This is a genomic window from Mesorhizobium sp. M0816 (assembly GCF_040320005.1).
GTDB lineage: Bacteria > Pseudomonadota > Alphaproteobacteria > Rhizobiales > Rhizobiaceae > Mesorhizobium.
The window spans coordinates 1-21,738 of record NZ_JAMYOT010000024.1 but is presented as its reverse complement, the minus strand read 5'-3'; the positions used below and the strand labels follow the sequence as shown (position 1 = coordinate 21,738).

Below are 21,738 nucleotides of genomic sequence, written 5' to 3'. Positions count from 1 at the left end.
GATCATTCCCCGCAATGTCCGATTGTCAGCTCAAGGCGCCGCAGGCGGCCGGTTGCCGATCTGGGCGAGCAGGCCGGCAATCTCCGCCTCGACCGCCTTCAGATCCTCGCCGCCCGACATGATCGAGATGACCTCGTCGCGTGAGATCTCGGACTTGGCGTAGGTGCCGCGATTGCGGCCGCGGTTGAGCAGCGTGAAGGTGTCGCCGACCGGATAGGCATGGTGGATGTTGTGGCTGATGAAGATGACGGCCAGGCCCCGCATGCGCGCTTCGATGATGAATTTCAGCACCATCGCCGCCTGGTGGACGCCGAGTGCCGAGGTCGGCTCGTCGAGGATCAGCACGCGCGCGCCAAAATGCACGGCGCGGGCGATCGCCACCGACTGGCGCTCGCCGCCCGACAGCGTGCCGACGGCCTGCGTCGGATCGCGCACGTCGATGCCGATATCGGCCATCGCCTGCCTGGCGATGGTGTTGGCGCGCTCTTTGTCGATGCGCGAGAAGGGCAGGCTGCTTTTGGTCGGCTCGCGGCCGAGGAAGAAGTTACGGGTGATCGACATCAGCGAGATCATGCCGAGGTCCTGGAACACCGTTGCCACGCCGAGCTCCTGCGCGTCGCGCGGGCTGCGGAAGGTGACCGGCTTGCCGTCGACCAGGATTTCGCCCTTGCTCGGCCGATAGACGCCGGACAAAACCTTGATCAGCGTCGACTTGCCGGCGCCGTTATCGCCGAGCAGGCAGTGGACCTCGCCCGGATAGACCTTGATGTCGATGTCCTGGAGGGCGCGCACCGAGCCGAAATTGACGCTGACGCCGCGCAGTTCCATTGCCGGTTCGGTCATTTGGGCCGGTTCGGTCATTTGCCACCTCCGCGGCCGAGCGCCTTCAGCCTGATGTAGTTGTTGACCAGCACGGCCATCAGGATGACGATGCCGAGGAAGACCTTGAACCAGTCGGTGTCGATGCCGGTGTAGAAGATACCCATCTGCACCAGCCCGAAGATCAGCGCGCCGAACAGCACGCCATAGACGGTGCCGTAACCGCCTGTGAGCAGCACGCCGCCGATGACGGCGGCGATGATCGCCTCGAATTCCTTGAGCAGGCCGCGCGTGGTGTCGGCGGAGCCCGCCTCCATCACCTGGATGGTGGCAAGCAGTGTCGCCGCGCAAGCGGTGTAGACGAACAGGCTGATCTTTACGCGATCGACCGGCACGCCGACGTTGCGGGCTGCGATCAGGTCGCCGCCGGTGGCGAAGATCCAGTTGCCGTATTTCGTCTGGGTGAGCACGTAGCCGGCCAGCGCCGTCAGGCCGAGCCACCAGACGATCGACATCGGAATGCCGGCGACGAAGGGAATGCCGTCGCTGCGGGTGGCGATCCAGCCTTGCGCGCCCATCCAGCGGAACAGGCTGGTGAGCAGATGGCCGTTGAAAATGCCGGCCGTCGCCGGGTCCGGTGCGCCTTCGAGTATGTAGGGGATCTGGGTGCGGCCGGTGACGGCGCGGGTGATGCCGATCGACAGTCCGCGCAGGATATAGAGCGTGGCGAGCGTGACGATGAAGGAGGGCAGGCGCGTCTTCACCACGATCAGGCCGTTGAGATAGCCGGTGAGGATGGCAACGGCGAAGGCACAGGCGATGCCACCCCATAGCGGCAGGCCCCAGTACTTCACCGTCAGCCCGATGACGACACCGGCAAAGCCGACCATGGAGCCGACCGAAAGATCGAACTCGCCGGCGATGATGAGGAGTGCTGCCGCGGTGGCGACGATGCCGAGCTCCGCCGACAGCGTCAGGAATGTCATCGATCCCTGCAGCGAATAGAGGTTTGCCGCGCCCGGCAGCAGCGCAAAGATGATGATCGTCGCAAGCAGCCCACCGGCGGCACCGGCTTCCGGCCGGCGCAGCCACTGGGTCAGCTTGCCGGTGCTGGCCAGCCGCTCGTCGGCGCCGGCGGCCCGCTTCGACGTCATGCCGAAGCGGTCGGTCGCCTTCAGTTCGCCCGGAGGTATCGCCTTGTCTTCCACGACCGCCATTAGGCTCTCCAATCGCTCAATTCGCAATCTTCGAACGGATCGGGAGAGCGCTTGGCGCATTCTCCCGTTCCGTCGGAGCGCTTGCCTAGCGGATGCCCTCTTTGGCGAGCGCCAGGATCGCCTTGGCTTTTTCCGGTGAGTCTATGAACAGCGGTCCGGTATAGGCGTTGTTCTGCGGCCAGAAGCCGTGCGTTGCCTGCTCGACCAGATAGATCACCGGCAGATAGCCCATCAGATATTGCTGGGCGTCCATGCCGAAGCCCATTTCGCCGGCGACGACAGAGTCGAGAACCTCCGGGCTGATGTCGAATGTGTAGAGCTTGAGCTTGCCGAACAGTTCCTTGTCGCGGAACATCGGGATCAGCGGGTTGGCGGCGGTGGCGCCGAGCGCAAAGACGGCCTGCGTGTCGGGATGCGCCGACAGATAGGCTTCCGTGCGGCGCTGGATGTCTGCGGGATCGGGCGCCACGGCCAGAACCTCGGTGCCGCCGCCGGAGGGCTTCAGCCCGTCATTGAGGCCCTGGCAGCGCTGGTCGAGGCTGACATTGCCGACCTCGTGGTTGATGCAGACGACCTTGAGCGTGCCTTCCTTGGCCAGCCGCTCGCCGGCCTTCTTGCCGGAATCATATTCGGAAACGGTGCCGACATAGAGCGTAGTGCCGAGCTCGGCGCCTTCCTTTTCGCCGGAATCCAGAACCACCATGGGAATATTGGCGGCAAGCCCGGATTTGACCGATTTGCCGAGCGCATTGGCGTCGGCGATGGAGACGGCGATACCGTCCGGCTTGGTGGCGATGGCGGCGTCGAGAAGCCGGGCCTGCTCGACCACGTCGAAGACCTGCGGCGCGTAATATTCGACCTTGGCGCCGGTAAGGGCGGCCGCGTCATCGACGCCGCGCTTGACCACCGACCAATAGGGATCGGACGCCGACCCATGCACCACGAAGGTGATGCGCACGTCCTTCGGATCCTTGAGCCCCGCGGCATGCGCAATGCCTGTCATCAGGCCCGCCGAGACGAAGGCGCCCAATGCCACTTTCAGAAGAGTTTTCATCTTATTCTCCCATTTGTCGTTGCAGTTCCAATCCCTCTGGCGCCGTTTTCCGGCCGCGACGATCGGCTCACGTCGCGGATCGGGTGGCCGCTTTGCGGGCCTTTGCCGACGCCAATCGCTGTTCGCCCGCGGTGTTGCCGCGGGCTGTCGTTGATAATCGCCCGGCCGAGAGTGCGGCGCGAAGCTCCTCGCGCAACGGCTTCATGCCGATGACGTCGATCGGCTGTGCGGCGAGCCAGTCGCGAAAGCCCTGGTCGCGGAACAGCTCGTACTCTTCGGTGCGGATATAGGCGGAGCGCGGCTCGATCAGCTCGAGTTCACCGGGCGCGTTGCAATGCAGGCAAAAGAAGGTCAGGCCCTCGCGCACACCCTCGATGAGCGCTTTGTAAGCCGGCTCGATCGGCCTGGAACGCGGCCGGCCCCAGGTCGTCTGGATGGCGGCGTCGAAAATGGCAAAGCCGCCGGCACGGGCCAGCGCCACGCCGCGCTGGAACGCCTCCTCGGTGACGCCGACCAGATTGTCGTTGGGGGAATAGGCGGACAGGGTCTTGGTCAACAGCACGGGCAGCTGATATTCGAGCCCGAGCTTGATGTAGATGTCGCAAAATTCCGGCGACAATGCCGCGCCCATATGCGCGTCGAGATGGGTGACGTCGATGCCGGCGCGATAGGCGGTGTCGATCTGGGCGCGAAGCTCGGCCTCGACCGCCTGCGGCACCGCCTTGCGGCGCGTGGTCGCCACGTCGGGCCAGAAGAAGCCGAACTCGTCGGTCAGGCCGGCCGCCCGCGACGGCGCGGTCAACGGCCGCCATTTGTAATGCTGCTTCTCGCTGTTCAGCGTCAGGTGAACGCCAAGGTCAAGGGCAGGTTTGGCGACGGCGCTCTCGGCCATTTCGAGGAACCACGGGCATGGCACCATCACCGCGCCGGAACTGCAGACACCCAGCCCGCTCAATTCGAGGAAGGCGCTGTTGGCGCCGTGGCACATGCCGACATCGTCCTCGTGGAGCACGATCCGTTTGCTGGAGCCGGCGGCGTTCACGACCGGCCGCCTTCCCGCCGGCGCGCCGGTTTCGAGGGTCTTCCAAAGTGTGTCCCGTATTTCATGGAACCAACCGTTTGCCCAACTGGCCGGAATGGAACGCCGAAAGTTGGGTTTCCGACAGGGCCACTTTGGCGAATTCGGATGGGTACGATTTGCCTGCCGGCTGAGACACTTAGCTACCGATTTCCCCAATCACGGTTCAAAACCAGTCATAGGAACCGTCTTCCGGGCGCAGATGGCTTGGTCGAATAGCGGCGGAGTGGTTCTTTCAAACTGTGCCGACAAGCCTACAGCTGTCCACACCATCAAGCGACCACATTATCAAGAGCCTTGGAGGCCTGTCATGTACACCGCCGGCGAAGAGGAAATCGAAGCCATTGCCAGGGTGATCCGCTCGGGCGCGCTGTTTCGTTACGGCAAGGACAGCGAATGCGACCGCTTCGAGGCCCGCTATGCGCAGCATCTTGGCGTCGAGCATTTCGCACTGGCCGCCAGCGGCACCTATGGGCTCGCCGCCGGCCTGATCGGGCTCGGCATCGGCCCGGGGGACGAAGTGCTGGTTCCCGCGCACACCTATATGGCGACAGCGACCGCGGTGCTGTCGGTCGGGGCCATTCCCGTCATCGTCGATATCGACGAGAGCCTGACCATCGATCCCATCGCTTTGCGCGACGCCATCGGGCCGCGCACCAGGGCGATCATCCCGGTGCATATGTGGGGCGCGGCCTGCAACATGAATGCGATCATGGACATTGCTGCCAAGCGCGGCTTGCTGGTGCTGGAGGATGTCTGCCAAGGCATCGGCGGCGGCTATGAGGGCCGCAAGCTCGGCTCGATCGGCCATGCCGGCGCCTATTCCTTCAACTATTTCAAGAACATGACCTCGGGTGAGGGCGGCGGCATCGCCACCAGCGATCCGAAAGTGGCGGAGCGGGCGCGCTGCGCCATCGACCCTTGCCATTTCTATTGGCAGGGCAGAAGCGACAGCATCAAACCCTTCGCCGGCATCGGCGCGCGTGCTTCCGAACTGATGGGGGCGATGCTCAACGTCCAACTCGACCGGCTGGACGGCATCATCGAGGCGATGCGGGCCGAGAAAAAGAAGGTGCTGGCCGGCACCCGCCATCTCGACAATCTTGGGCTGACACCGTCGCCGATGAACAGCGCGGACGACGATTGTGCCGCACAGGTGATGTACCTGCTGCCGAGCGAGCAGGCGGCGCAGACTTTTTCGAAGACCATTCCGAGCGTCGTTGCCGGCAAGACCGGCCGTCACAATTTCACCCAGTGGGACCAGGTGCTGATGCATGAAGGCGCGCATCATCCGGCGCTCAATCCTTACGCACTGCCCGAGAACCAGGGCCTGCGGCTGGATTATCCCGACGACCTCGGCAAGCGCTCGCTCGACATCCTCAACCGTACCGTGATGGTCGCCATGAACCCGGCGCACAGCGATGCCGACATTCAGGACATGATCCACAACATCGACGCGGCGGTGCGGGTGGCGCTGGAGAATGCTTCGCTCGATGATATCGAATTGCGCAAGGCGGCACCGGTTGATCTGCAGAAGTTCGACAGTGTGAACTAGACCAGATCCGGCGCGGTTTGCTACCCTGCGGTCGAGTTCCTTGTCCGGCGGCCGGGCGAGGATTCCGGCCGGCATTACCGGTCGCCAAAAAATCCGCAGGCCCGTGTCGGATAGGCCGGGCTCCGCTCGTCCTAGGGGGCATCGATCACCAACACGGAGGATTAACGATATGCCCGGCACCGTACGGCTGCACCGCGTTCTGACAACAAGCCCGGAGAAAGTCTACCGCGCGTTCCTCGAAGCAGATGCACTTGCGAAATGGCTTCCGCCGAACGGCTTCACCTGCACGGTTCATCACTTCGAGGCGAAAGTCGGCGGTACGTTCAAAATGTCCTTCCGCAACTTCACCACCGGCGACAGCCACTCGTTCGGCGGCGAATATGTCGAGCTCGTCCCCAATGAGCAGCTGCGCTACACCGACCGCTTCGACGACCCCAACCTGGCCGGCGAGATCGAGGTGACCGTGACATTGAAGAAAGTGTCGGTCGGCACCGAAGTGAATATCACGCAGGCAGGTATTCCAGACGCCATCCCGGTTGAGGCCTGCTATCTCGGCTGGCAGGAGTCGCTGCGAAATCTGGCGAAGCTCGTTGAACCCGAGATCAACCAGTAAGATAAAGCGCTGCCCTGGCGGGTTGGCGTCGCTAACCGGAAACCCAGGGATGACGCCGTTCTTCCCACCCAACATGCGCCGGGGCCGGAAAGGCGGGATCGGCGAAGCAGCCGACCGCGACGGCGATCCATTCAGGCTTTCGCTCGGGCTCCCAGAAGACGCTCGAGCCGCAGCCCGGGCAGAAATGGAAAATGACGTGATGGCCGCTCCGAGCCGATCGCCTGTAGGTACTGGCGTCGCCTTCGGCTTCTACCTTGTCGCGCGCAAAGAAGGCGGCGACGCCGTATGTGCTGCCGGTCCGTTTCTGGCAGTCGAGGCAGTGGCACTGTGCGACCAGCTGCGGCTCTCCGTTACAGGAGATCCTCAGTTGCCCACAGGCACAGGATGCGGTTCTCATGGCAATCCTCATGGTTCAGATGAATGCGTGCCCGCCGTACCGGCGGTGGGCATGCTTCTGGTTTTCGGGGTGGTTCGGCCTTGGGAAGCGCGCTTTGCGCGAACGCCGAAAAACAAGGACCGACGCCCCATCTTCCTAATCACTGCGGGCGATTGACTCAACCCCGCGGTGAACGAGATGGAGAGCCGGCTCTAGCTTCTGTCCAATCTTAGAAACGCGGCGCGCAGCGCCAGCACGGCGCGCAGGATCTGGCGTTCGTCCATCGCTGCATAGCCGAGCAACAGGCCGTGCTCGGGTTCTGTGGAATGGTAGTTGATCGAGATGCCCTGGACGTCGAGCCCTTCCTTGACGGCCGCGGCAACCACGTCGCTGTCCTTATAGGGCCTGACGAAGCTCGCCAGCAGCTGCATGCCGGAATCGTTTTCCGTGACGGTCAGCCATTCGGCCAGATGCTCCTGGCATAGCTTGACGAAGTTCGCCTGCCGGCGCGCATAGAGCCGGCGCATGCGTTTGAGATGCGTGGCGAAATAGCCCTGGGTGATGAAGTCGTTGACCGTTGCCTGCAGGATCAGCGGCGCGAACTGACCGGTGATGCTCACCGCCCGGTCGAAGGGCACCGACAATTCGCGCGGCACGATCAGATAACCGATGCGCAGCGCCGGGATCAGCGTCTTGCCGAAGCTGCCGATATAGACGACGCGGTCGGCATGATCGAGCCCGCGCAGCGCCGGCACCGGCCGGCCGCGGAACCGGTATTCGCCGTCATAGTCATCCTCGACGATCCAGGCGCCGTTGCGTTCGGCGATGTCGAGCAACTGCAATCGCTCCTCGATGCGCATGATGGTGCCGAACGGCCACTGACAGGATGGCGTCACATAGATCAGCCGCGGCGGCGGCAGCTCCGGATCGGCAAGATGCCAGCCGCGCCGGTCGACCTTCAACGGTGCCAGCCTGGCGCCGCTGGCGAGAAAGGCGCTCTTGGCGCCGAGATAGCCGGGCTCCTCCATCCAGACATGGTCGCCTTCGTCCATCAGCACGCGCGAGACGAGATCGAGTGCTGCTTGCGCACCGGTGACGATGATCACCTGGTCGGCGGTGCAGCTGATGCCGCGCGACAGGCCGATGGTCGAGGCAATGGCCTGACGCAGGCCGGGGTGGCCGGCAAAGGAGAGATAACCAAGCAGGCTCTCGTCGCGGCTGCGTGCATTGCGCACCAGAAGGCTTGACCAGATGGTGAACGGAAACGATGCCGTTTCAGGCACGCCGGGATGGAAATTGATGACGCCGGCATTGCGTGGCGGCTGCGGGCCGTTGACGATGGTCTGGCCACGCCGCGACAGCTTTTGCGGCGCTGCCAGTCCGGCGCGCAGGGATGCCAAGGGGCGGTTCTGCTGGATCGGCGCCACCCAGGTGCCCGATCCGGCACGCGCCTCGATAAAACCTTCGGCAAGGAGCTGGTCATAGGCGGCGATGACCGTGTTGCGCCCGACCTTCAGATCTTCGGCCAGCGAGCGCGTCGACGGCAGCAGCGTGTTCTGCGGGATTTGGCCGTCAAGGATGAAGCGTCGCAAGGCGCCGTAGATCTGACGATGCATCGGTTCTTCCGAAGCGCGGTCGACCGACATGATGTCGAGGGAAAGGCGCATGTGGTCCGCCACGGCACTATCCCCCGACGGACCGGGCGGCGCGGGCGATCTTTTCCTCGTTGAGCCGGCAGACGGTGTCGAGCACCAGTCGCCTGGTTTCGGGGCTGATCTCGCGGCTGTTCTTCAGCGCGCGATGCACGGTGGCGGCGCCAAGTTCCGCCTTCTCGGCAATCTCCCGGATGGTGCAAAGCCGTTCCATGCCAAGCGCAGCTTCGAAAGCCATGTCGCTCCTCCTCGGTTGCATCAAGGCACGGCTTCCGGCCGGCCTCAAGCTTGAAAGTCGGGGTTTGAAATCCAGAGCCGGGATTCTGCGATCCGCGCCGCGCAGGGAGCAAGGCGGCGCGGATCGCCGGGCGCCTTCGCGTCGCTAACCCCATCGAGGCGCGCGCCCATTATGTTCCTCCGGCTCGCAATGCGGGCCGGTCATTCTGCCTGCCGAGTCGCCACTTCGAAGCCGGCCTCGCGGGTGGTGGCGAGCAGCGAGAAATAGCCTTTGCTGGCATAGGTCAGCGGATGCGCCTTGGCCGGATCCTGCTCGGCTTCGACAACGAGCCAGCCTTCATAGCCGCGCGCGGCGAGGAGTTTCAGCAATGACAGGAAATCGACCGAGCCGTCGCCGGGCACGGTAAAAATGCCGTCCATTACCGCCGCCATGAAGCTCATGTCCTCGCGGCGTGCCCGTTCCAGCACCGCCCTGCGAACGTCCTTGCAATGGAAATGCACGATACGGTCGAGATGCCGTTGCAGCAGCGATTGCGGGTCGCCGCCCGAAAACAGGCAGTGGCCGCTATCGAACAAAAGGCCGACGCTTCGGCCCGTCGCCGCCATCAGCCTGTCGACTTCATCGTCCGTCTCGACGATGGTGCCCATGTGGTGGTGGAAGGCCATGCCGGCCCCGAATGCGGCCATGCGGTCGGCGAGGGCGGTCAGTTTCTCGCCATAGGACGGCCAGTCCCTGTCGGCGAGGCGCGGACGCTCGGAGATCGGTGCGAAAATGCCGTCATGGCGACCGCGCGAGGTGTCGGCGTAGACGACGATCCTGGCGCCAAGGTCGCGCAACAGCTGAAGATGCGGGGTGATCGCCGCGAATTCCTCGTCGACCGTACGGTCGAGAATGCGGCCATCATACCAGCCGGAGACGAGTTCCAGGCCGTAGGAGGACAGGAGCGGCCCAAGCACTTCAGCCTGGCGCGGAAATTTGCCGCCGAGTTCGGTGCCGCGATAGCCGGCCAGCGCCGTTTCCGACAGGCAGGTCTCCAAGGACGTATCCCCGCCAAGCGCCGGAACGTCGTCATTGCTCCAGGTGATGGGATTGATGCCGATCTTCACCGTCATGACGCCAGGCTTTTGCGGGCTTGGGAATACAAGCCGAGCCTGCAGACTGGCGACAAAGAGGCCCTGTCACTAGGTCCAGTTCAGCCGAATTTGGCAGAACCAATTAATGGTGACCGATTCTAGTCTTCCTTTGGGCGGCCAAAAAGGACGCGCAGTTCATCTTTGGCGTCCTCCAGCACTTTCTTCTGCGCCGCCGGCAGGTTCTTGCCGGCGCGGTTGATGTAGAAATTCAGCATCGACATGGCGGATTGAAACGGCCCTGCCTTGCGTCGGTCGCTGTGCTCGGCCGATCGCTTCAACGAGGCGGCGATCTTCTTGGGATCGTGGGATTCGAAGATGTGTTCCTCGAGGTCCAGCGCGTCGCTGTGCTCGGTGACGTCGGCGGACCATTTCCGTTGCGCGGTCATGGCAAACTCCTTCCACTAGGTCGTTGCCGGGAAAACGCCTTATGGCGCACCCCTGTTCCACTTCGGCCCGAATCCCTGGAGCCACGGATTTGCCTGTCGTGGCGCTGCTCGGCGATGCGAATGCGCCGATACTGGCAGAACCGCCGATTAAGAACCGCGGACAGGAAACGCTCTTGACCCCAATCGCCTCAAACCAGGCAGCAAGTTCCGGCATCGACAGTGCCTATGCCTGGATACGGCTCGGCATCTCGATGCTGCTGGCAACGATCGGCGGGGTCGGCATGTGGGCGGTGGTCGTGGTGCTGCCTGCCGTGCAGGCAGAATTCGGCGTCGATCGCGCCGCTGCCTCTATGCCCTATACTGCGACCATGGTCGGCTTTGCCGCCGGCAATGTGCTGTTCGGCCGCGCCATCGACCGCATGGGGTATTGGATTCCGGCGCTGATTGCCGCGATTACACTTGGCGCCGGCTTCCTGCTGGCGTCGTTGACCAGTTCGATCCTGCAGTTCACCCTCATCCAGGGCCTGTTGATCGGCGTTGGCTCGTCGGCGATCTTCGGGCCGCTGATCGCCGACATCTCGCACTGGTTCAACCGGCGCCGCGGCGTCGCGGTGACGGCTGCCGCATCCGGCAACTATCTCGCCGGAGCGATCTGGCCGACGGCGATGCCCTATGTCATGCAGACCGAGGGCTGGCGCTTCACCTATGCCGCGATCGGCGTCGTCTGCCTGGTCACCATGGTGCCCTTGATCCTGCTGCTCCGGCGCGGCGCACCGCCCCAGGCGGCTCCGGGATCGCCGGGCAGCCGCGTGGTCCAGCCGATCTCCCTGTCGCCGGCGGCCTTGCAGGCGCTGCTCATCGTGGCCGGGCTCGGCTGCTGCGTGGCGATGTCGATGCCGCAAGTCCATATCGTCGCCTATTGCATGGATCTCGGCTACGGCGTGGCGCATGGCGCTGATATGCTGTCGATCATGCTGGCGGCGGGCGTCGTCAGCCGGCTTGGCTCGGGTTTCCTTGCCGATCGCATCGGCGGCGTGAAAACCCTGCTGATCGGCTCGGTGCTGCAATGCCTGTCGCTGTTGTTCTATATCCCGTTCGACGGGCTTGCCTCGCTTTATGTCGTCTCGCTGGTCTTCGGCCTGTCGCAAGGCGGCATCGTGCCCTGTTATGCGATCATCGTGCGCGAATATATGCCAGCCAAGGAGGCTGGCCAGCGCGTCGGCATCGTCATGATGGCGACCATCTTCGGCATGGCGATCGGCGGCTGGATGTCGGGCTGGATCTACGATCTGACCGGCTCCTATGCCGCCGCGTTCCTCAACGGCATTGCCTGGAACCTGCTGAACATTTTGGCCATGGTGCTGCTGCTGTGGAAGGCGCGGCGCAGCGCTGCTGTGATCGCCTGAAGCACAGCGGTACGGATACAGTCTCTCCGGCCGTCGCTTGACAACAGCCGAAGGCTGCGCGACGCCAGACAAGGTGTGGCAACGGGCCAGTTTGGCATGGCAGCAGTTTCAAAAACGCTGAACATCGTTTCACGGTCGCGTGTGGGCGGTTGCCCGGCGTCCGGACGAGTACGGTGATCAAGCCGCGCTCACGCCGCGGCGGCGGCCGCCCGACCATCGCCGACGTCGCCCGCAAGGCCGGCGTCGGCGCCATTACCGTATCGCGCGCCTTGCGTGAGCCGGGGCGTGTCTCGGAAGATCTGCGCCGCCAGATCGAGTCCGCCGTGAACGAGCTCGGCTATGTGCCCGACCCGAATGCGCGGGCGCTGGCTTCGGCGCGCGCCGAGGTCTTTGGCGTTCTGGTGCCGTCGCTTACCAACAACGTCTTTGCCGAAGTGGTGCGCGGCATCTACGACAGCCTGTCGGACGGCCCTTTCCGGATTCAGCTCGGCAACACCCACTATTCCGGCCTTGAGGAAGAGCGGCTGCTGCAGGTGTTTGGCCCGCAACGCCCGGCGGCGCTGATCGTGGCCGGCATCGACCAGACGCCGGCGTCGCGAAAACTGCTGGAAACGGCAGGCTGTCCGGTGGTGCAGGTGATGGAGACCGGGCCCGATCCGGTCGACATGATGGTCGGCTTCTCGCATTTCGAAGGCGGCAAGGCGGCAGCCGAACATCTGATCGAGGCAGGCTATCGCCGGATCGGCTTCATCGGTGCGCGCATGGATCCGCGTTCTCAGCGGCGGCTTGCCGGCTATCGCGCGGCGATGGAGGCGGCCGGCCTGTTCGATCCGAGGCTCACCACCACGACGCCGGTGCCCTCCAGCGTCACCCTCGGCCGCGAATTGTTCCGCGACGCGCTGGCCAAGGTGCCGAGCCTCGATGGGGTGTTCTGCAACAATGACGATATCGCCCTCGGGGTGCTGTTCGAATGCCATCGCGCTTCGATCGCCGTGCCGAAGACGATCGGCATCGTTGGCTTCAACGATCTCGACATGATGGAGGTGGCCTTTCCGTCGGTCACCAGCGTTCGGACCTACCGCTACGAGATCGGCCGGCGGGCGGTCGCCATGGCGCTTGCGGCGATCGAAGGCAACAGGCCAGAGCAGCGGGTCGTCGACCTTGGCTTCGAACTCAAGCGACGTGAGAGCACGGCGCGCTGAAGCGAGCTTCGACGCAATGGCGCTTTACACTACGTCATGGTAGCGCTACCAGTTATCGCCGGGCGATACTTCGCCCCGACGATGGGAGGCTGTTTATTATACATAAGCGACAGCTCATGCTTGTTTATTATGTATAATATGATAGTTTTTGTGGGACTAGCCGGGCAGCAAAGGAGGGGATCGGGTCGGCATTCGGCCACCTGAACGCGCGACGGGTACGGCGGGAGGTGCCGGGCCGGAAACGCGCAAATTCATCGGCGTAACAACAAACAAAACTGCAACTGGGAGGAATATCGATGATCAAGTCACTCGTTGGCGGTATCGTTGCCGCCACTGCTTTCGTCATGCTGAGCTCGTCGGCGATCGCCGATCCTGAAATCGTCAAGGGGCCATCGGCCGAGCCTGACTGCTTCGCGCCCTGGTCGGCCGATACGCAGTTCTTCAAGTTCCCCAAGAAAGACGGCCCGTACCGCATCGCTCTGGCCAACGGCTATATCGCCAACACTTGGCGCATCCAGATGGTGCAGACGGCAAAGGCCTATGCAGCGCAGCCGGACGTCGCGGCCAAGCTCAAGGAATTCAAGGTGGTCTCGACCGGCGAAGACGTGCCGGCCCAGATTTCGGCGATCAACAATTTCATCGATTCCGGCTATGACGCGATTGTCGTCAACGCCCAGAACCCGACCGCATTCGGTCCTGTCATCAAGCGGGCCAAGGAAGCCGGCGTGGTGCTGGTCGCCTTCGACAACATCCTCGACACCAAGGATGCCATCAACGTCAATGTCGACCAGAAAGGCCTTGGCGAATTGTGGGCCAACTGGCTGGTCAAGCACGTGCCGAACGGCGGCAAGGTGCTGGAAGTGCGCGGCGTCGCCGGCACGTCCGTCGACACCGATCGCCATAACGGCATCCACGAGGTTCTCGACGCTTCCGGCAAGAAATGGGATGTCACCGAGGTCGTCGGCAAGTGGGATGACGGCGTTGCGCAAAAGGCTACGGCCGATGCCATTGCCACCAACGGCCCCTTCGACGGCATTACCGGACAGGGCGGCGATACCGGCATCGTGCAGGCGATGATCGATGCCAAGCATCCGTTCGTGCCGTTCGGCGGCGAGACGGAGAACGGCTTCCGCAAATTCTGCGCCAAGTTCGCCGCTGACGGCCTGAAATGCTCGTCGGCCGGCACCGGCCCGGCTCAGGTCGCGGTTGCCATCAAGACGGCGATTGCAGCACTTGAAGGCCAGGTCGTGCCGCAAGCGGTCAAGCTGCCGCTGGCGATCGTCGAGGATCCGAACTTCAAGGCAGGCCAGGATTTCTTCCCCGATCAGTCCGACAATTTCTTCGTCGGCAATTCCTTCCCGACCTGCGGCATCAATTTCACGGCGCAGGAAATCATGGGCCAGAGCAAGGAAAACCAGTAAACTCCGACAGCCCGACGCCGCGGGAATCCCGCGGCGTCGGCGCTCGACATCCTGATTGCCAAGCGCCTGGGGAGGGCCGATGGACGGTGCGGTTCCGCTCTTCCGCATGGAAGGCATATCCAAGCGCTATGGCGGCGTGCGGGCGCTGGAGAAGGCCGAACTGTCGGTCACTCCAGGCAGCATCCACGCCATTCTCGGCGAGAACGGCGCCGGCAAATCGACGCTGATCAAGGTTATGGCGGGGGTCGTTGCGCCCGACGAGGGCCGCATGATGCTGGACGGAAGCGAAGTTACCTTCGCTTCGCCGGCCGCTGCCAATCAGGCCGGCATCGTCTGCATCTTCCAGGAACTGTCGCTCGTCCCCGAACTCAGCGTTGCCGACAACATCGTCATTTCCGATCCGCCGAAGCGTTTCGGCATGATCGACCGCAAGGCGCAGCGCCGCATCGCCGAAGAAGCCCTTGCTCGCGCCGGCGCTTCCGATATCCATCCGCTGGCGCTGGTCAAGGATCTTCCCCTTTCAAGAAGGCAGATGGTCGAGATCGCCAAGGCACTGGCGCGCAAGCCACGCATCCTGATCCTCGACGAGGCGACCTCGGCGCTGACTGCGGCTGACGTCGCCAGAGTTTTCGCCGTGTTGAAGCGGCTGCGTTCGGAAGGGCTGGCGCTGCTCTATATATCGCACCGCATGAACGAGATCGCCGAGCTGGCCGATCAGTGCACGGTGTTCCGCAATGGCCGCAATGTCGCCAGCTACGCGGCCGGCACCAAGAGCGACAATGAAGTCGTCGAACTGATGATCGGGCGCGAATACAGCCACATCTTTCCGCCCAAGCCCGCACGGGCGGCTGCCGCAGCCGCGCCGGTTCTCGAGGCGCGCAGCCTGTCCTGGACGGATCGGCTGCACGATGTCTCGCTGTCGGTCGGGGCGGGCGAGGTGGTCGGCCTTGGCGGCCTCGACGGCCAGGGTCAGCGCGAATTGCTGCTCGCCTTCTTCGGTGTGCTGCGCGGCCTGTCAGGCCAGATCCTGATCGACGGCAGGCCGGTGGCGATCGCCAGCCCGGCCGCCGCGCGCGATGACCGGATCGGCATGGCGTTGATCCCGGAGGACCGCAAGACGGAAGGGTTGATGCTGCCGATGACGGTGCGCGAAAACCTCTCCTTTGCCGCCCTCGACCGGCTGTCCAGGGCCGGCATCATCGATCGCGCCGCCGAGCAGCGGCTGATCGACGACATGGTTGGTCTCCTGGCGATCAAGACGGCCGGGCTCGACATTCCGGTCGGCGCACTGTCCGGCGGCAACCAGCAGAAGGTCGTCATCGCCAAATGGCTGATGCGGCAGCCGCGCATCATCCTGCTCAACGATCCGACGCGCGGCATCGATGTCGGCACCAAGCAGGAGCTTTACCAGTTGATGCGCAAGCTTGCCGACCAGGGCGCGGCGATCCTGTTTTATTCGACCGACTATGACGAGCTGATCGGCTGCTGCGACCGCGTGCTGGTGCTCTATGACGGCGCGGTCAAGCGCGAACTGGTCGGCGCCGAAATCACCGAGCGGGCGCTGATCGCCAGCGCGCTCAACATTCACGAAGAGATGCCAAAGCAAGGAGCGGACGCGTGAAGGATTGGCGCTACTGGCTTGCCGAACAGCGCGGAACGCTGCTGGCGTTCGGCATCTTCGTTGTCATGTTCGTCATCTACACCTCGAACCATCCGGCGGGCTTCACCGCCAACGTCGTACAAACGGCCTCGAACAAGGGCGTGCTGCTCGCCTTCGTCGCCATGGCGCAAACGCTGGTGGTGATCACCGCCGGCATCGACCTTTCGGTCGGTATGATCTTCACGCTGACCAACTGCCTGGCCTCGTGGCTGGTCGTCGGCACCGGCATCGAGACCGCCTTCGGCGTCCTCGCCGTGCTCGGCACCGGGCTGCTGTGCGGGGCAATCAACGGTGCGATCGTCATCTATGGACGCCTGCAGCCGATCGTCGCCACCATCGCCACCGGCGCGGTCTATTTCGGCATCGCGCTGCTGCTTCGGCCGTTTCCCGGCGGCTCGGTCAATGAAGGGCTCGCCGATGCGCTGACCGGGCGCCTGTTTGGTATTGTGCCGGCGAGTCTGGTGACGCTGCTGGCGGTCGTGCTTGTCGTCTGGGTGCCGTTCAGCCGGTCGGTGCTCGGCCGCGCCGCTTATGCAGCCGGCTCCTCGGAGATGGCGGCCTACATGTCCGGCGTGCCGATCCGGCGTGGAAAGTTCGCCGCCTATGCACTTGCCGGGCTGCTTGCCGCGATCGGCGGGCTGTTCCTGACGTTCTTCACCTATACCGGTGATGCGGCCTATGCCAGCGGCAACGCCTATACGCTGTTTTCGATTGCCGCGGTCGTGCTCGGCGGCGTGTCGCTGTTCGGCGGCAAGGGCAGCGCCATCGGCGCGATCTTCGGCGCGCTTGCCTTCCGCACCATCGGCGACCTGCTGTTCGTCTTCGATTTCGATCCGCTCTGGCAGCCCCTGTTCCAGGGCGTCATTCTGCTGATCGCGGTCAGCCTCGGCGCGTTCGCCCTGTTTCGGGTCCGCAACCGGCTGGAGTGGTTCCTGTGAGCGAAACGACTGTGAGTGGTCTCGCCAGCCGCATGCCGAAATTCCTCCGCCGCGCCGACCCGGCGGTGCTGACGGCGTTCGCCTGTATCGTGCTGCTGCTGTTCCTCGGCAGCCTCTATTCGCGCAGCTTCCTGTCGCCTGAATACCTTTTGCAGCAGCTCAAGATGGCGTCGTTTCTCGGCGTCATCGCGACCGGCATGATGCTGGTCATCCTGCTCGGCCAGATCGACCTGTCGGTGCCCTGGTCGGTGGCGGCCGGCGCCATGATGGCCTGCGCCGCGGCCGCATACGGTACCGTCGGCGTGGCGCTTGCCATTCCGTTCGGCATCTTCTGCGGTGTTCTGATCGGCATCGTCAACGGCATCGGCGTCGCCTATCTGCGCATTCCCTCGATGATCATCACGCTTGCCACCAACGCCGTCGCGCAGGGGCTGATGGTGGTCTACACGGGCGGTTTCTCGCCGCAGGATTCGGCGACCGGTGCGATGCGCTATCTGGCGACCGGCTTTGCCGTTCCTGGCGTGCCCAACGCCGTCCTCATCTGGGCGCTGATCGGCGCCGCAATGGTGTTCGTGCTGACCCGCACCGGCTTCGGCCGCACCGTTTACGGCATCGGCAATCGCGAGCGTGCCGCCTATCTTTCCGGCATCGATACAAGGCGCGTGGTGATGGTCGCCTTTGCGGTTTCGGGCGGGCTCTCCGCCTTCGGCGGCGTGCTGTTGGCCGGCTATGCCTCCAAGGCGGCGCAGTCGATGGGCGATGCCTATCTGCTGCCGTCGATCGCCGCGGTGGTGCTCGGCGGCACCTCGATCCTCGGTGGGCGCGGCTCCTATCTCGGCACCGTCGCCGGGGTAATCCTGATCACCCTCTTGCAGTCCATTCTCTCTGTCATGCAGATGCCGGAGGCGGGACGGCAGATCATCTACGGCGTCGTCATCGTCGCCATGCTGCTGCTCTATGGCCGCGCGCCGGCAAGCCGCTGACCTGCATGACCGGTAAAGACGTGGCATATAAGCCGGCGAGCACTGTTCGAACGATACCCGCCATCGTGGTGATGGGCGTTGCCGGCTGCGGCAAGTCGGTTGTCGGCGAAGCGCTTGCAGCGGCATTGGGCGCCGTCTTTATCGAAGGCGACAGGCTGCATCCGCCCGAAAACGTCGCGCGCATGGCGAGCGGCCAGCCGCTCACCGACGCGCTACGCGAGGGCTGGCTCGACGCGATCGGCCAGCGGATGGCCGCGTCGGTCGCAAGCGGGCAAGGTGTGGTCGCCGCCTGCTCGGCGCTGAAGCGCAGTTATCGCGATCGCTTGCGCGGCTTCTGCCCGGATATCGTTTTCGTTTACCTGGAGATCGACCTGGCAACGGCAAAACAGCGCGTCGGCAATCGCAAAGGTCATTTCATGCCGGCAAGCCTGGTCGACAGCCAGTTCGCCACGCTCGAGGCGCCAGCGGCGGACGAGGCGGCGATAACCTTGGATGGTACGCGTCCGGTCGCCGACACTGTCGCGACTGCCTTGAGCCTGCTCGCGCGCTAGATTTGCGACGTCAGTTCGACTGGGAAATCATCATTGTCGGCGTCGCGCATGGCCGCGAGGCTGCGGTTGTCCAGCACCTCGGCGATCGCCTGCCGGACCTCCAGCATCATGTGGCGAACCTGGCAGGTCGCCTCGTCGCAATCCTCGCAGCGCTGGTATTGCGTGCGGCTGGCGCAGGGGATCGGCGCCAGCGGCCCGTCGAGGACACGCACGACATGGCCGATCTTGATCTCGGAAGCCGGCCGGGCAAGGCGGTAACCGCCTTCCTTGCCCTTGCGGCTCTGGACGAAGCCGGCGTTACGCAACTCGCCCAGGATGGCATCCAGGAATTTCTTGGGGATGTTATTGGCGACCGCAATGTCGTTGACGAATGCGAGCTGGCCGACCGGCAGGCCCGACAGATGCACGAGGGCCTTGAGGCCGTATTTGCCTTTTTTGGTAAGCATGCCCCGAGTCAACCCATGAAGCCCCAACCACCCGCGTCTGGCGGCTGTTTGTGTGCAAATCATGACGGTTTGATCACGCGAAGCCGTTCGCGAAAACAAGCCGTCCGTTCTCACGGTAGGCACAAACGCGTTGATTCTTTGTAACGTTTTGGACGGAATGCGCCCGGAAAGTGCCAGAAATCACCGTTCGCGGCGCGAAAGCAAAGAAGCCGGCAAAGCCGGCTTCTGTCAAAGTTGGAAGATCGCCTCAGCGGCTGCCATAAGTCTGGTCGAGCAGGCCGCCCGCTGCAAAGTGCTCGGCCTGGACCTTGGCCCAGCCGCCGAAGACGTCCTCCACCGTCAGCAGGCGGACGTCGGGAAACTCAGCCTTGTATTTGGCGGCGACCGCCGCGTCCCGGGCCCGCAGGCCGTTGCGGGCGGCGATGTCCTGGCCCTCCGGCGTATAGAGGAAGTCGAGATAGGTCTTGGCGAGATCGCGCGTGCCATGCTCGTCTGCAACGGTGTCGACGATCGCCACCGGAAATTCCGCCAACAGGCTGACCGAAGGCGTTACCTGCTCGAACTTGTCCTCGCCATACTCCTTGCGGACGCCGCGCGTTTCCGACTCGAAGGTGATGAGTACGTCGCCGATTTCGCGCTGCACGAAAGTGGTGGTCGCGGCGCGCCCGCCGCTGTCGAACACCGGCACGTTGTTGAACAGCTTGGTGACGAACTCCTTCACCTTGGCGTCGTCGTCCTTGAAGGCTTCCTTGGCGTAGGCGGTGGCCGCAAGATAGGTGTAGCGCGCATTGCCCGAGGTTTTCGGATTGGGGAAGACCACCTGCACGTCGTCGCGCACGAGATCGCTCCAATCCTTGATGTGCTTCGGATTGCCGGCGCGCACCAGGAAGGACGGCAGCGAATAGAAAGGCGAGGCGTTGTCCGGAAAGTCCTTCTGCCAGTCGGCGGAGATGAGGCCCTTTTTGACCAGGAAGTCGATGTCGATGACCTGGTTGAACGTGACCACGTCGGCGCCGAGGCCTTCGGCGATGGCGCGTGCTTGTGCCGAGGTTCCGGCATGCGACTGATCGATGGTCACACTGGGGTGCCCGGCGACGAACGCTTTGTTGACCTGCGCAAACAGTTCGCGGCCGACATCGTAAGAGGCGTTCAGCAATCTGTCGGCCGACCAGGCTTGGGAGGATGCGAGGAAGAGGCCGGCCAATGTGGCGACGCCAAGCAAAAATCGCTTCATGAAACAGGGCTCCAATGCGGTACGCTTATTGCCGGACCATAGCGGCAAGGCATCTTGCGCGACGAGGCACGCAGAGCGGCCCCTCGACATTATCGCGAGAAAAAGTAGTCCCGTTGTGGGCGATTTCTAGTTTTTTCTTTCAAGAAGGGTCTTCCGCGCAGCTTGGAAGGGGTGCCGGCGTGGTTCGCGTGCACGAAGATTCCCGGCCGGCTAACGCGGTGGCAAGACGAATGCATCGCGGCGCTGCCTGGCATATACAAGCGGTATATACAAGGAGCCATCGCCATGCCCCAACGCCGCCATTCAACAACCCCGCCGAAAGAGGCGAAGCTGTTTCGTAACAATCGCAGCCAGGCGGTACGCATTCCTGTCGAGTTCGAACTTCCCGGCGAAAGGGTCTTGATCAGCCGTGAAGGCGACCGCCTGATCATCGAGCCGGTCCGCAAACCTGGCCTCACGGCGCTGCTCGCGCAATGGGCGAAAGAGGCGCCGCCCGGTGCCGAGGAAGACTTTCCCGAAGTCGAGGATATGCCTGTCAAATCAGAGGAATTTTTTTGATGCGGTTCATGCTGGATACGATCATTGTCAGCGACATGATCCGAAATCCGGCCGGGAAAGCCGCAAGCGCTGTCCTGCGCGTGGGAGACGCCGCCGTGTGTACCAGCATCGTGGTCGCGTCGGAACTGCGATATGGCTGCGTCAAGAAAAGATCAGCCAAGTTGCACAAGAAGGTCGAGGAATTGCTGGCTGAGATTCCCGTCTTGCCGCTCGATGTGCCGGTGGATGCCGAGTACGGCGCGATTCGCGCAGAACTGGAAGGCAGGGGCCAGACCATCGGCCAAAATGACCTTTTTATTGCTGCCCACGCCCGTGCGCTTGGAACTACCCTGGTGACCGCCAACACCGGGGAGTTCAACCGGATCAAAGGCCTGAAGGTCGAGAACTGGCTGTTGTAGCGCCTGATAGAGGATCAAGCAGCCGGAAAAAGCTTCCAGCGCCGCGGCCTAAAAGCCACGCGACTTTTCTGCGCCGCCGGATGATCGACGGGCAATTCGATCTCGACCCGCTGACGTTCGCCGCCGATTTCGAGCTCGACCCGCCTGGTGCCGGCGACGCGGCGGCTGGCGGCGACCGTGCCGGCGATGCAGCCGTTGCATTCTTCCACCAGATCGACGTCGTGCGGGCGAAAGAACAGCGTCGCTTCGCCTTGCGGTGCGTGCGGCGCGGAAAGCCCGATCGGCCGGTCGGCGATCCAGACCTGGCCGTCCTCGACCTTGACCGGAAGCGAACTCGATTCGCCGATGAAGCCGTAGACGAAGGGCGAGTTCGGAGTGTCGTAGATTTCGTCGGCGGTGCCGACCTGCTCGATGCGGCCCTGGCTCATCACTACGACGCGGTCGGCAAGCTCCAGCGCCTCTTCCTGGTCATGGGTGACGAAGACCGTGGTGTGGCCGGTGGCGTCGTGGATGTCGCGCAGCCAGCGGCGCAGTTCGCGGCGCACCTGCGCATCGAGCGCGCCGAACGGCTCGTCGAGCAAAAGCACGGCCGGTTCGATCGCCATGGCGCGGGCCAGCGCCACGCGCTGGCGCTGGCCGCCCGAAAGCTGTGCCGGATAGCGTTTTTCCAGACCGGAAAGCTGAACGAGGTTGAGGAGTTCCGAGGCGCGGCGGCGAATTTCCTTCGCCGACGGGCGTGACGGCCCGTGCCGGACCTTGAGTCCGAAGCCGATATTGTCGGCGACCGTCATATGGCGAAACAGCGCGTAGTGCTGGAAGA

The 21,738-nt window shown here is 63.7% G+C and carries 23 protein-coding genes; 11 read left to right on the top strand and 12 right to left on the bottom strand.

From position 1 onward, the window contains the following. Positions 1 to 30: 30 nt before the first annotated feature. The 4 genes from NKI17_RS27805 to NKI17_RS27790 all read right to left on the bottom strand — a co-directional run bounded on the left by NKI17_RS27805 (position 31) and on the right by NKI17_RS27790 (position 4,132). A complete protein-coding gene (locus tag NKI17_RS27805) occupies positions 31 to 843 on the bottom strand; it encodes an ATP-binding cassette domain-containing protein (protein WP_023675815.1) in 813 nt (270 codons plus the stop codon). Positions 844 to 857: 14 nt separating this feature from the next. After that, positions 858 to 1,973, bottom strand: coding sequence for an ABC transporter permease (locus tag NKI17_RS27800; RefSeq protein ID WP_023675816.1), 1,116 nt, complete (start codon positions 1,971 to 1,973; stop codon positions 858 to 860). 148 nt (positions 1,974 to 2,121) lie between these two features. Then, positions 2,122 to 3,090, bottom strand: coding sequence for a rhizopine catabolism ABC transporter substrate-binding protein (locus NKI17_RS27795; protein WP_023675817.1), 969 nt, complete (start codon positions 3,088 to 3,090; stop codon positions 2,122 to 2,124). Between the two features lie 67 nt (positions 3,091 to 3,157). Further along, on the bottom strand, positions 3,158 to 4,132 hold the full coding sequence (locus tag NKI17_RS27790) for a polysaccharide deacetylase family protein (RefSeq protein WP_245274661.1): 975 nt from the start codon (positions 4,130 to 4,132) through the stop codon (positions 3,158 to 3,160). 346 nt (positions 4,133 to 4,478) lie between these two features. On the opposite strand from NKI17_RS27790, the gene NKI17_RS27785 reads away from it, so the two are divergent. Then, positions 4,479 to 5,723 (top strand): DegT/DnrJ/EryC1/StrS family aminotransferase, encoded by a 1,245-nt coding sequence (locus NKI17_RS27785; protein WP_352595386.1) that lies wholly within the window; start codon positions 4,479 to 4,481, stop codon positions 5,721 to 5,723. Positions 5,724 to 5,892: 169 nt separating this feature from the next. Continuing rightward, a complete protein-coding gene (locus NKI17_RS27780) occupies positions 5,893 to 6,336 on the top strand; it encodes an SRPBCC family protein (RefSeq protein WP_023675820.1) in 444 nt (147 codons plus the stop codon). 31 nt (positions 6,337 to 6,367) lie between these two features. Here the strand turns inward: NKI17_RS27780 and NKI17_RS27775 are convergent, their stop codons facing one another. The 5 genes from NKI17_RS27775 to NKI17_RS27755 form a co-directional block, all read right to left on the bottom strand. Next, positions 6,368 to 6,733, bottom strand: coding sequence for a GFA family protein (locus NKI17_RS27775; RefSeq protein ID WP_031211544.1), 366 nt, complete (start codon positions 6,731 to 6,733; stop codon positions 6,368 to 6,370). A gap of 191 nt (positions 6,734 to 6,924) precedes the next feature. Then, a complete protein-coding gene (mocR, locus tag NKI17_RS27770) occupies positions 6,925 to 8,391 on the bottom strand; it encodes a rhizopine catabolism transcriptional regulator MocR (RefSeq protein ID WP_245274662.1) in 1,467 nt (488 codons plus the stop codon). A 4-nt stretch (positions 8,392 to 8,395) separates the two neighbouring features. Further along, on the bottom strand, positions 8,396 to 8,602 hold the full coding sequence (locus NKI17_RS27765; RefSeq protein WP_352757253.1) for a LacI family DNA-binding transcriptional regulator: 207 nt from the start codon (positions 8,600 to 8,602) through the stop codon (positions 8,396 to 8,398). Between the two features lie 200 nt (positions 8,603 to 8,802). After that, the gene (gene iolE, locus NKI17_RS27760; protein WP_352757252.1) at positions 8,803 to 9,714 is read right to left on the bottom strand and encodes a myo-inosose-2 dehydratase; all 912 of its coding nucleotides are present in this window, start codon (positions 9,712 to 9,714) and stop codon (positions 8,803 to 8,805) included. Positions 9,715 to 9,833: 119 nt separating this feature from the next. After that, a complete protein-coding gene (locus NKI17_RS27755; protein WP_352453278.1) occupies positions 9,834 to 10,121 on the bottom strand; it encodes a DUF3175 domain-containing protein in 288 nt (95 codons plus the stop codon). 173 nt (positions 10,122 to 10,294) lie between these two features. On the opposite strand from NKI17_RS27755, the gene NKI17_RS27750 reads away from it, so the two are divergent. From NKI17_RS27750 to NKI17_RS27720, 7 genes are all read left to right on the top strand, one after another. Next, positions 10,295 to 11,527: an MFS transporter gene (locus tag NKI17_RS27750; RefSeq protein WP_352757250.1), complete on the top strand. Its 1,233-nt coding sequence runs from the start codon at positions 10,295 to 10,297 to the stop codon at positions 11,525 to 11,527. Between the two features lie 173 nt (positions 11,528 to 11,700). Then, positions 11,701 to 12,729 (top strand): HTH-type transcriptional regulator GntR, encoded by a 1,029-nt coding sequence (gene gntR / locus NKI17_RS27745; RefSeq protein ID WP_352571764.1) that lies wholly within the window; start codon positions 11,701 to 11,703, stop codon positions 12,727 to 12,729. Between the two features lie 296 nt (positions 12,730 to 13,025). Further along, positions 13,026 to 14,150 (top strand): sugar ABC transporter substrate-binding protein, encoded by a 1,125-nt coding sequence (locus NKI17_RS27740; protein ID WP_352571765.1) that lies wholly within the window; start codon positions 13,026 to 13,028, stop codon positions 14,148 to 14,150. A 79-nt stretch (positions 14,151 to 14,229) separates the two neighbouring features. Beyond that, entirely contained in the window at positions 14,230 to 15,771 is a 1,542-nt protein-coding gene (locus tag NKI17_RS27735) for a sugar ABC transporter ATP-binding protein (protein WP_352705128.1), read from the top strand. After that, on the top strand, positions 15,768 to 16,748 hold the full coding sequence (locus NKI17_RS27730; protein ID WP_352571767.1) for an ABC transporter permease: 981 nt from the start codon (positions 15,768 to 15,770) through the stop codon (positions 16,746 to 16,748). Before NKI17_RS27735 ends, NKI17_RS27730 begins: the two co-directional genes overlap by 4 nt. Continuing rightward, positions 16,745 to 17,731, top strand: a complete 987-nt coding sequence (locus tag NKI17_RS27725) for an ABC transporter permease (RefSeq protein ID WP_352907067.1) — start codon at positions 16,745 to 16,747, stop codon at positions 17,729 to 17,731. The genes NKI17_RS27730 and NKI17_RS27725 overlap by 4 nt, the downstream gene beginning before the upstream one ends. A 5-nt stretch (positions 17,732 to 17,736) precedes the next feature. Continuing rightward, a complete protein-coding gene (locus NKI17_RS27720; protein WP_352907066.1) occupies positions 17,737 to 18,282 on the top strand; it encodes a gluconokinase in 546 nt (181 codons plus the stop codon). Here NKI17_RS27720 and NKI17_RS27715 read toward each other — a convergent pair. Both NKI17_RS27715 and NKI17_RS27710 read right to left on the bottom strand, forming a co-directional pair. After that, positions 18,279 to 18,728 (bottom strand): RrF2 family transcriptional regulator, encoded by a 450-nt coding sequence (locus NKI17_RS27715; RefSeq protein WP_006202816.1) that lies wholly within the window; start codon positions 18,726 to 18,728, stop codon positions 18,279 to 18,281. The genes NKI17_RS27720 and NKI17_RS27715 overlap by 4 nt on opposite strands. Before the next feature lie 247 nt (positions 18,729 to 18,975). After that, positions 18,976 to 19,962: a sulfate ABC transporter substrate-binding protein gene (locus tag NKI17_RS27710; RefSeq protein ID WP_352907065.1), complete on the bottom strand. Its 987-nt coding sequence runs from the start codon at positions 19,960 to 19,962 to the stop codon at positions 18,976 to 18,978. 285 nt (positions 19,963 to 20,247) lie between these two features. Between NKI17_RS27710 and NKI17_RS27705 the strand changes: the two genes are divergently transcribed. After that, the gene (locus NKI17_RS27705) at positions 20,248 to 20,520 is read left to right on the top strand and encodes an antitoxin (protein ID WP_352571771.1); all 273 of its coding nucleotides are present in this window, start codon (positions 20,248 to 20,250) and stop codon (positions 20,518 to 20,520) included. Then, entirely contained in the window at positions 20,520 to 20,918 is a 399-nt protein-coding gene (locus tag NKI17_RS27700; RefSeq protein ID WP_502894632.1) for a type II toxin-antitoxin system VapC family toxin, read from the top strand. The genes NKI17_RS27705 and NKI17_RS27700 overlap by 1 nt, the downstream gene beginning before the upstream one ends. Positions 20,919 to 20,932: 14 nt before the next feature. On the opposite strand, the gene NKI17_RS27695 is transcribed toward NKI17_RS27700, so the two are convergent. Then, positions 20,933 to 21,738, bottom strand: an 806-nt coding sequence (locus NKI17_RS27695; RefSeq protein ID WP_352907064.1) for a sulfate/molybdate ABC transporter ATP-binding protein, incomplete at its 5' end; no start/stop codon positions are given.

What these genes read in the sequence shown, in the direction of transcription:
- NKI17_RS27805 (WP_023675815.1), bottom strand. Translation starts at nt 843, where the DNA reads ATGACCGAACCGGCAATGGAACTGCGCGGCGTCAGCGTCAATTTCGGC.
- NKI17_RS27800 (WP_023675816.1), bottom strand. Translation starts at nt 1,973, where the DNA reads ATGACGTCGAAGCGGGCCGCCGGCGCCGACGAGCGGCTGGCCAGCACC.
- NKI17_RS27795 (WP_023675817.1), bottom strand. Translation starts at nt 3,090, where the DNA reads ATGAAAACTCTTCTGAAAGTGGCATTGGGCGCCTTCGTCTCGGCGGGC.
- NKI17_RS27785 (WP_352595386.1), top strand. Translation starts at nt 4,479, where the DNA reads ATGTACACCGCCGGCGAAGAGGAAATCGAAGCCATTGCCAGGGTGATC.
- NKI17_RS27780 (WP_023675820.1), top strand. Translation starts at nt 5,893, where the DNA reads ATGCCCGGCACCGTACGGCTGCACCGCGTTCTGACAACAAGCCCGGAG.
- NKI17_RS27775 (WP_031211544.1), bottom strand. Translation starts at nt 6,733, where the DNA reads ATGAGAACCGCATCCTGTGCCTGTGGGCAACTGAGGATCTCCTGTAAC.
- NKI17_RS27765 (WP_352757253.1), bottom strand. Translation starts at nt 8,602, where the DNA reads ATGGCTTTCGAAGCTGCGCTTGGCATGGAACGGCTTTGCACCATCCGG.
- iolE (WP_352757252.1), bottom strand. Translation starts at nt 9,714, where the DNA reads ATGACGGTGAAGATCGGCATCAATCCCATCACCTGGAGCAATGACGAC.
- NKI17_RS27755 (WP_352453278.1), bottom strand. Translation starts at nt 10,121, where the DNA reads ATGACCGCGCAACGGAAATGGTCCGCCGACGTCACCGAGCACAGCGAC.
- NKI17_RS27740 (WP_352571765.1), top strand. Translation starts at nt 13,026, where the DNA reads ATGATCAAGTCACTCGTTGGCGGTATCGTTGCCGCCACTGCTTTCGTC.
- NKI17_RS27735 (WP_352705128.1), top strand. Translation starts at nt 14,230, where the DNA reads ATGGACGGTGCGGTTCCGCTCTTCCGCATGGAAGGCATATCCAAGCGC.
- NKI17_RS27720 (WP_352907066.1), top strand. Translation starts at nt 17,737, where the DNA reads ATGACCGGTAAAGACGTGGCATATAAGCCGGCGAGCACTGTTCGAACG.
- NKI17_RS27715 (WP_006202816.1), bottom strand. Translation starts at nt 18,728, where the DNA reads ATGCTTACCAAAAAAGGCAAATACGGCCTCAAGGCCCTCGTGCATCTG.
- NKI17_RS27710 (WP_352907065.1), bottom strand. Translation starts at nt 19,962, where the DNA reads ATGAAGCGATTTTTGCTTGGCGTCGCCACATTGGCCGGCCTCTTCCTC.
- NKI17_RS27705 (WP_352571771.1), top strand. Translation starts at nt 20,248, where the DNA reads ATGCCCCAACGCCGCCATTCAACAACCCCGCCGAAAGAGGCGAAGCTG.
- NKI17_RS27700 (WP_502894632.1), top strand. Translation starts at nt 20,520, where the DNA reads ATGCGGTTCATGCTGGATACGATCATTGTCAGCGACATGATCCGAAAT.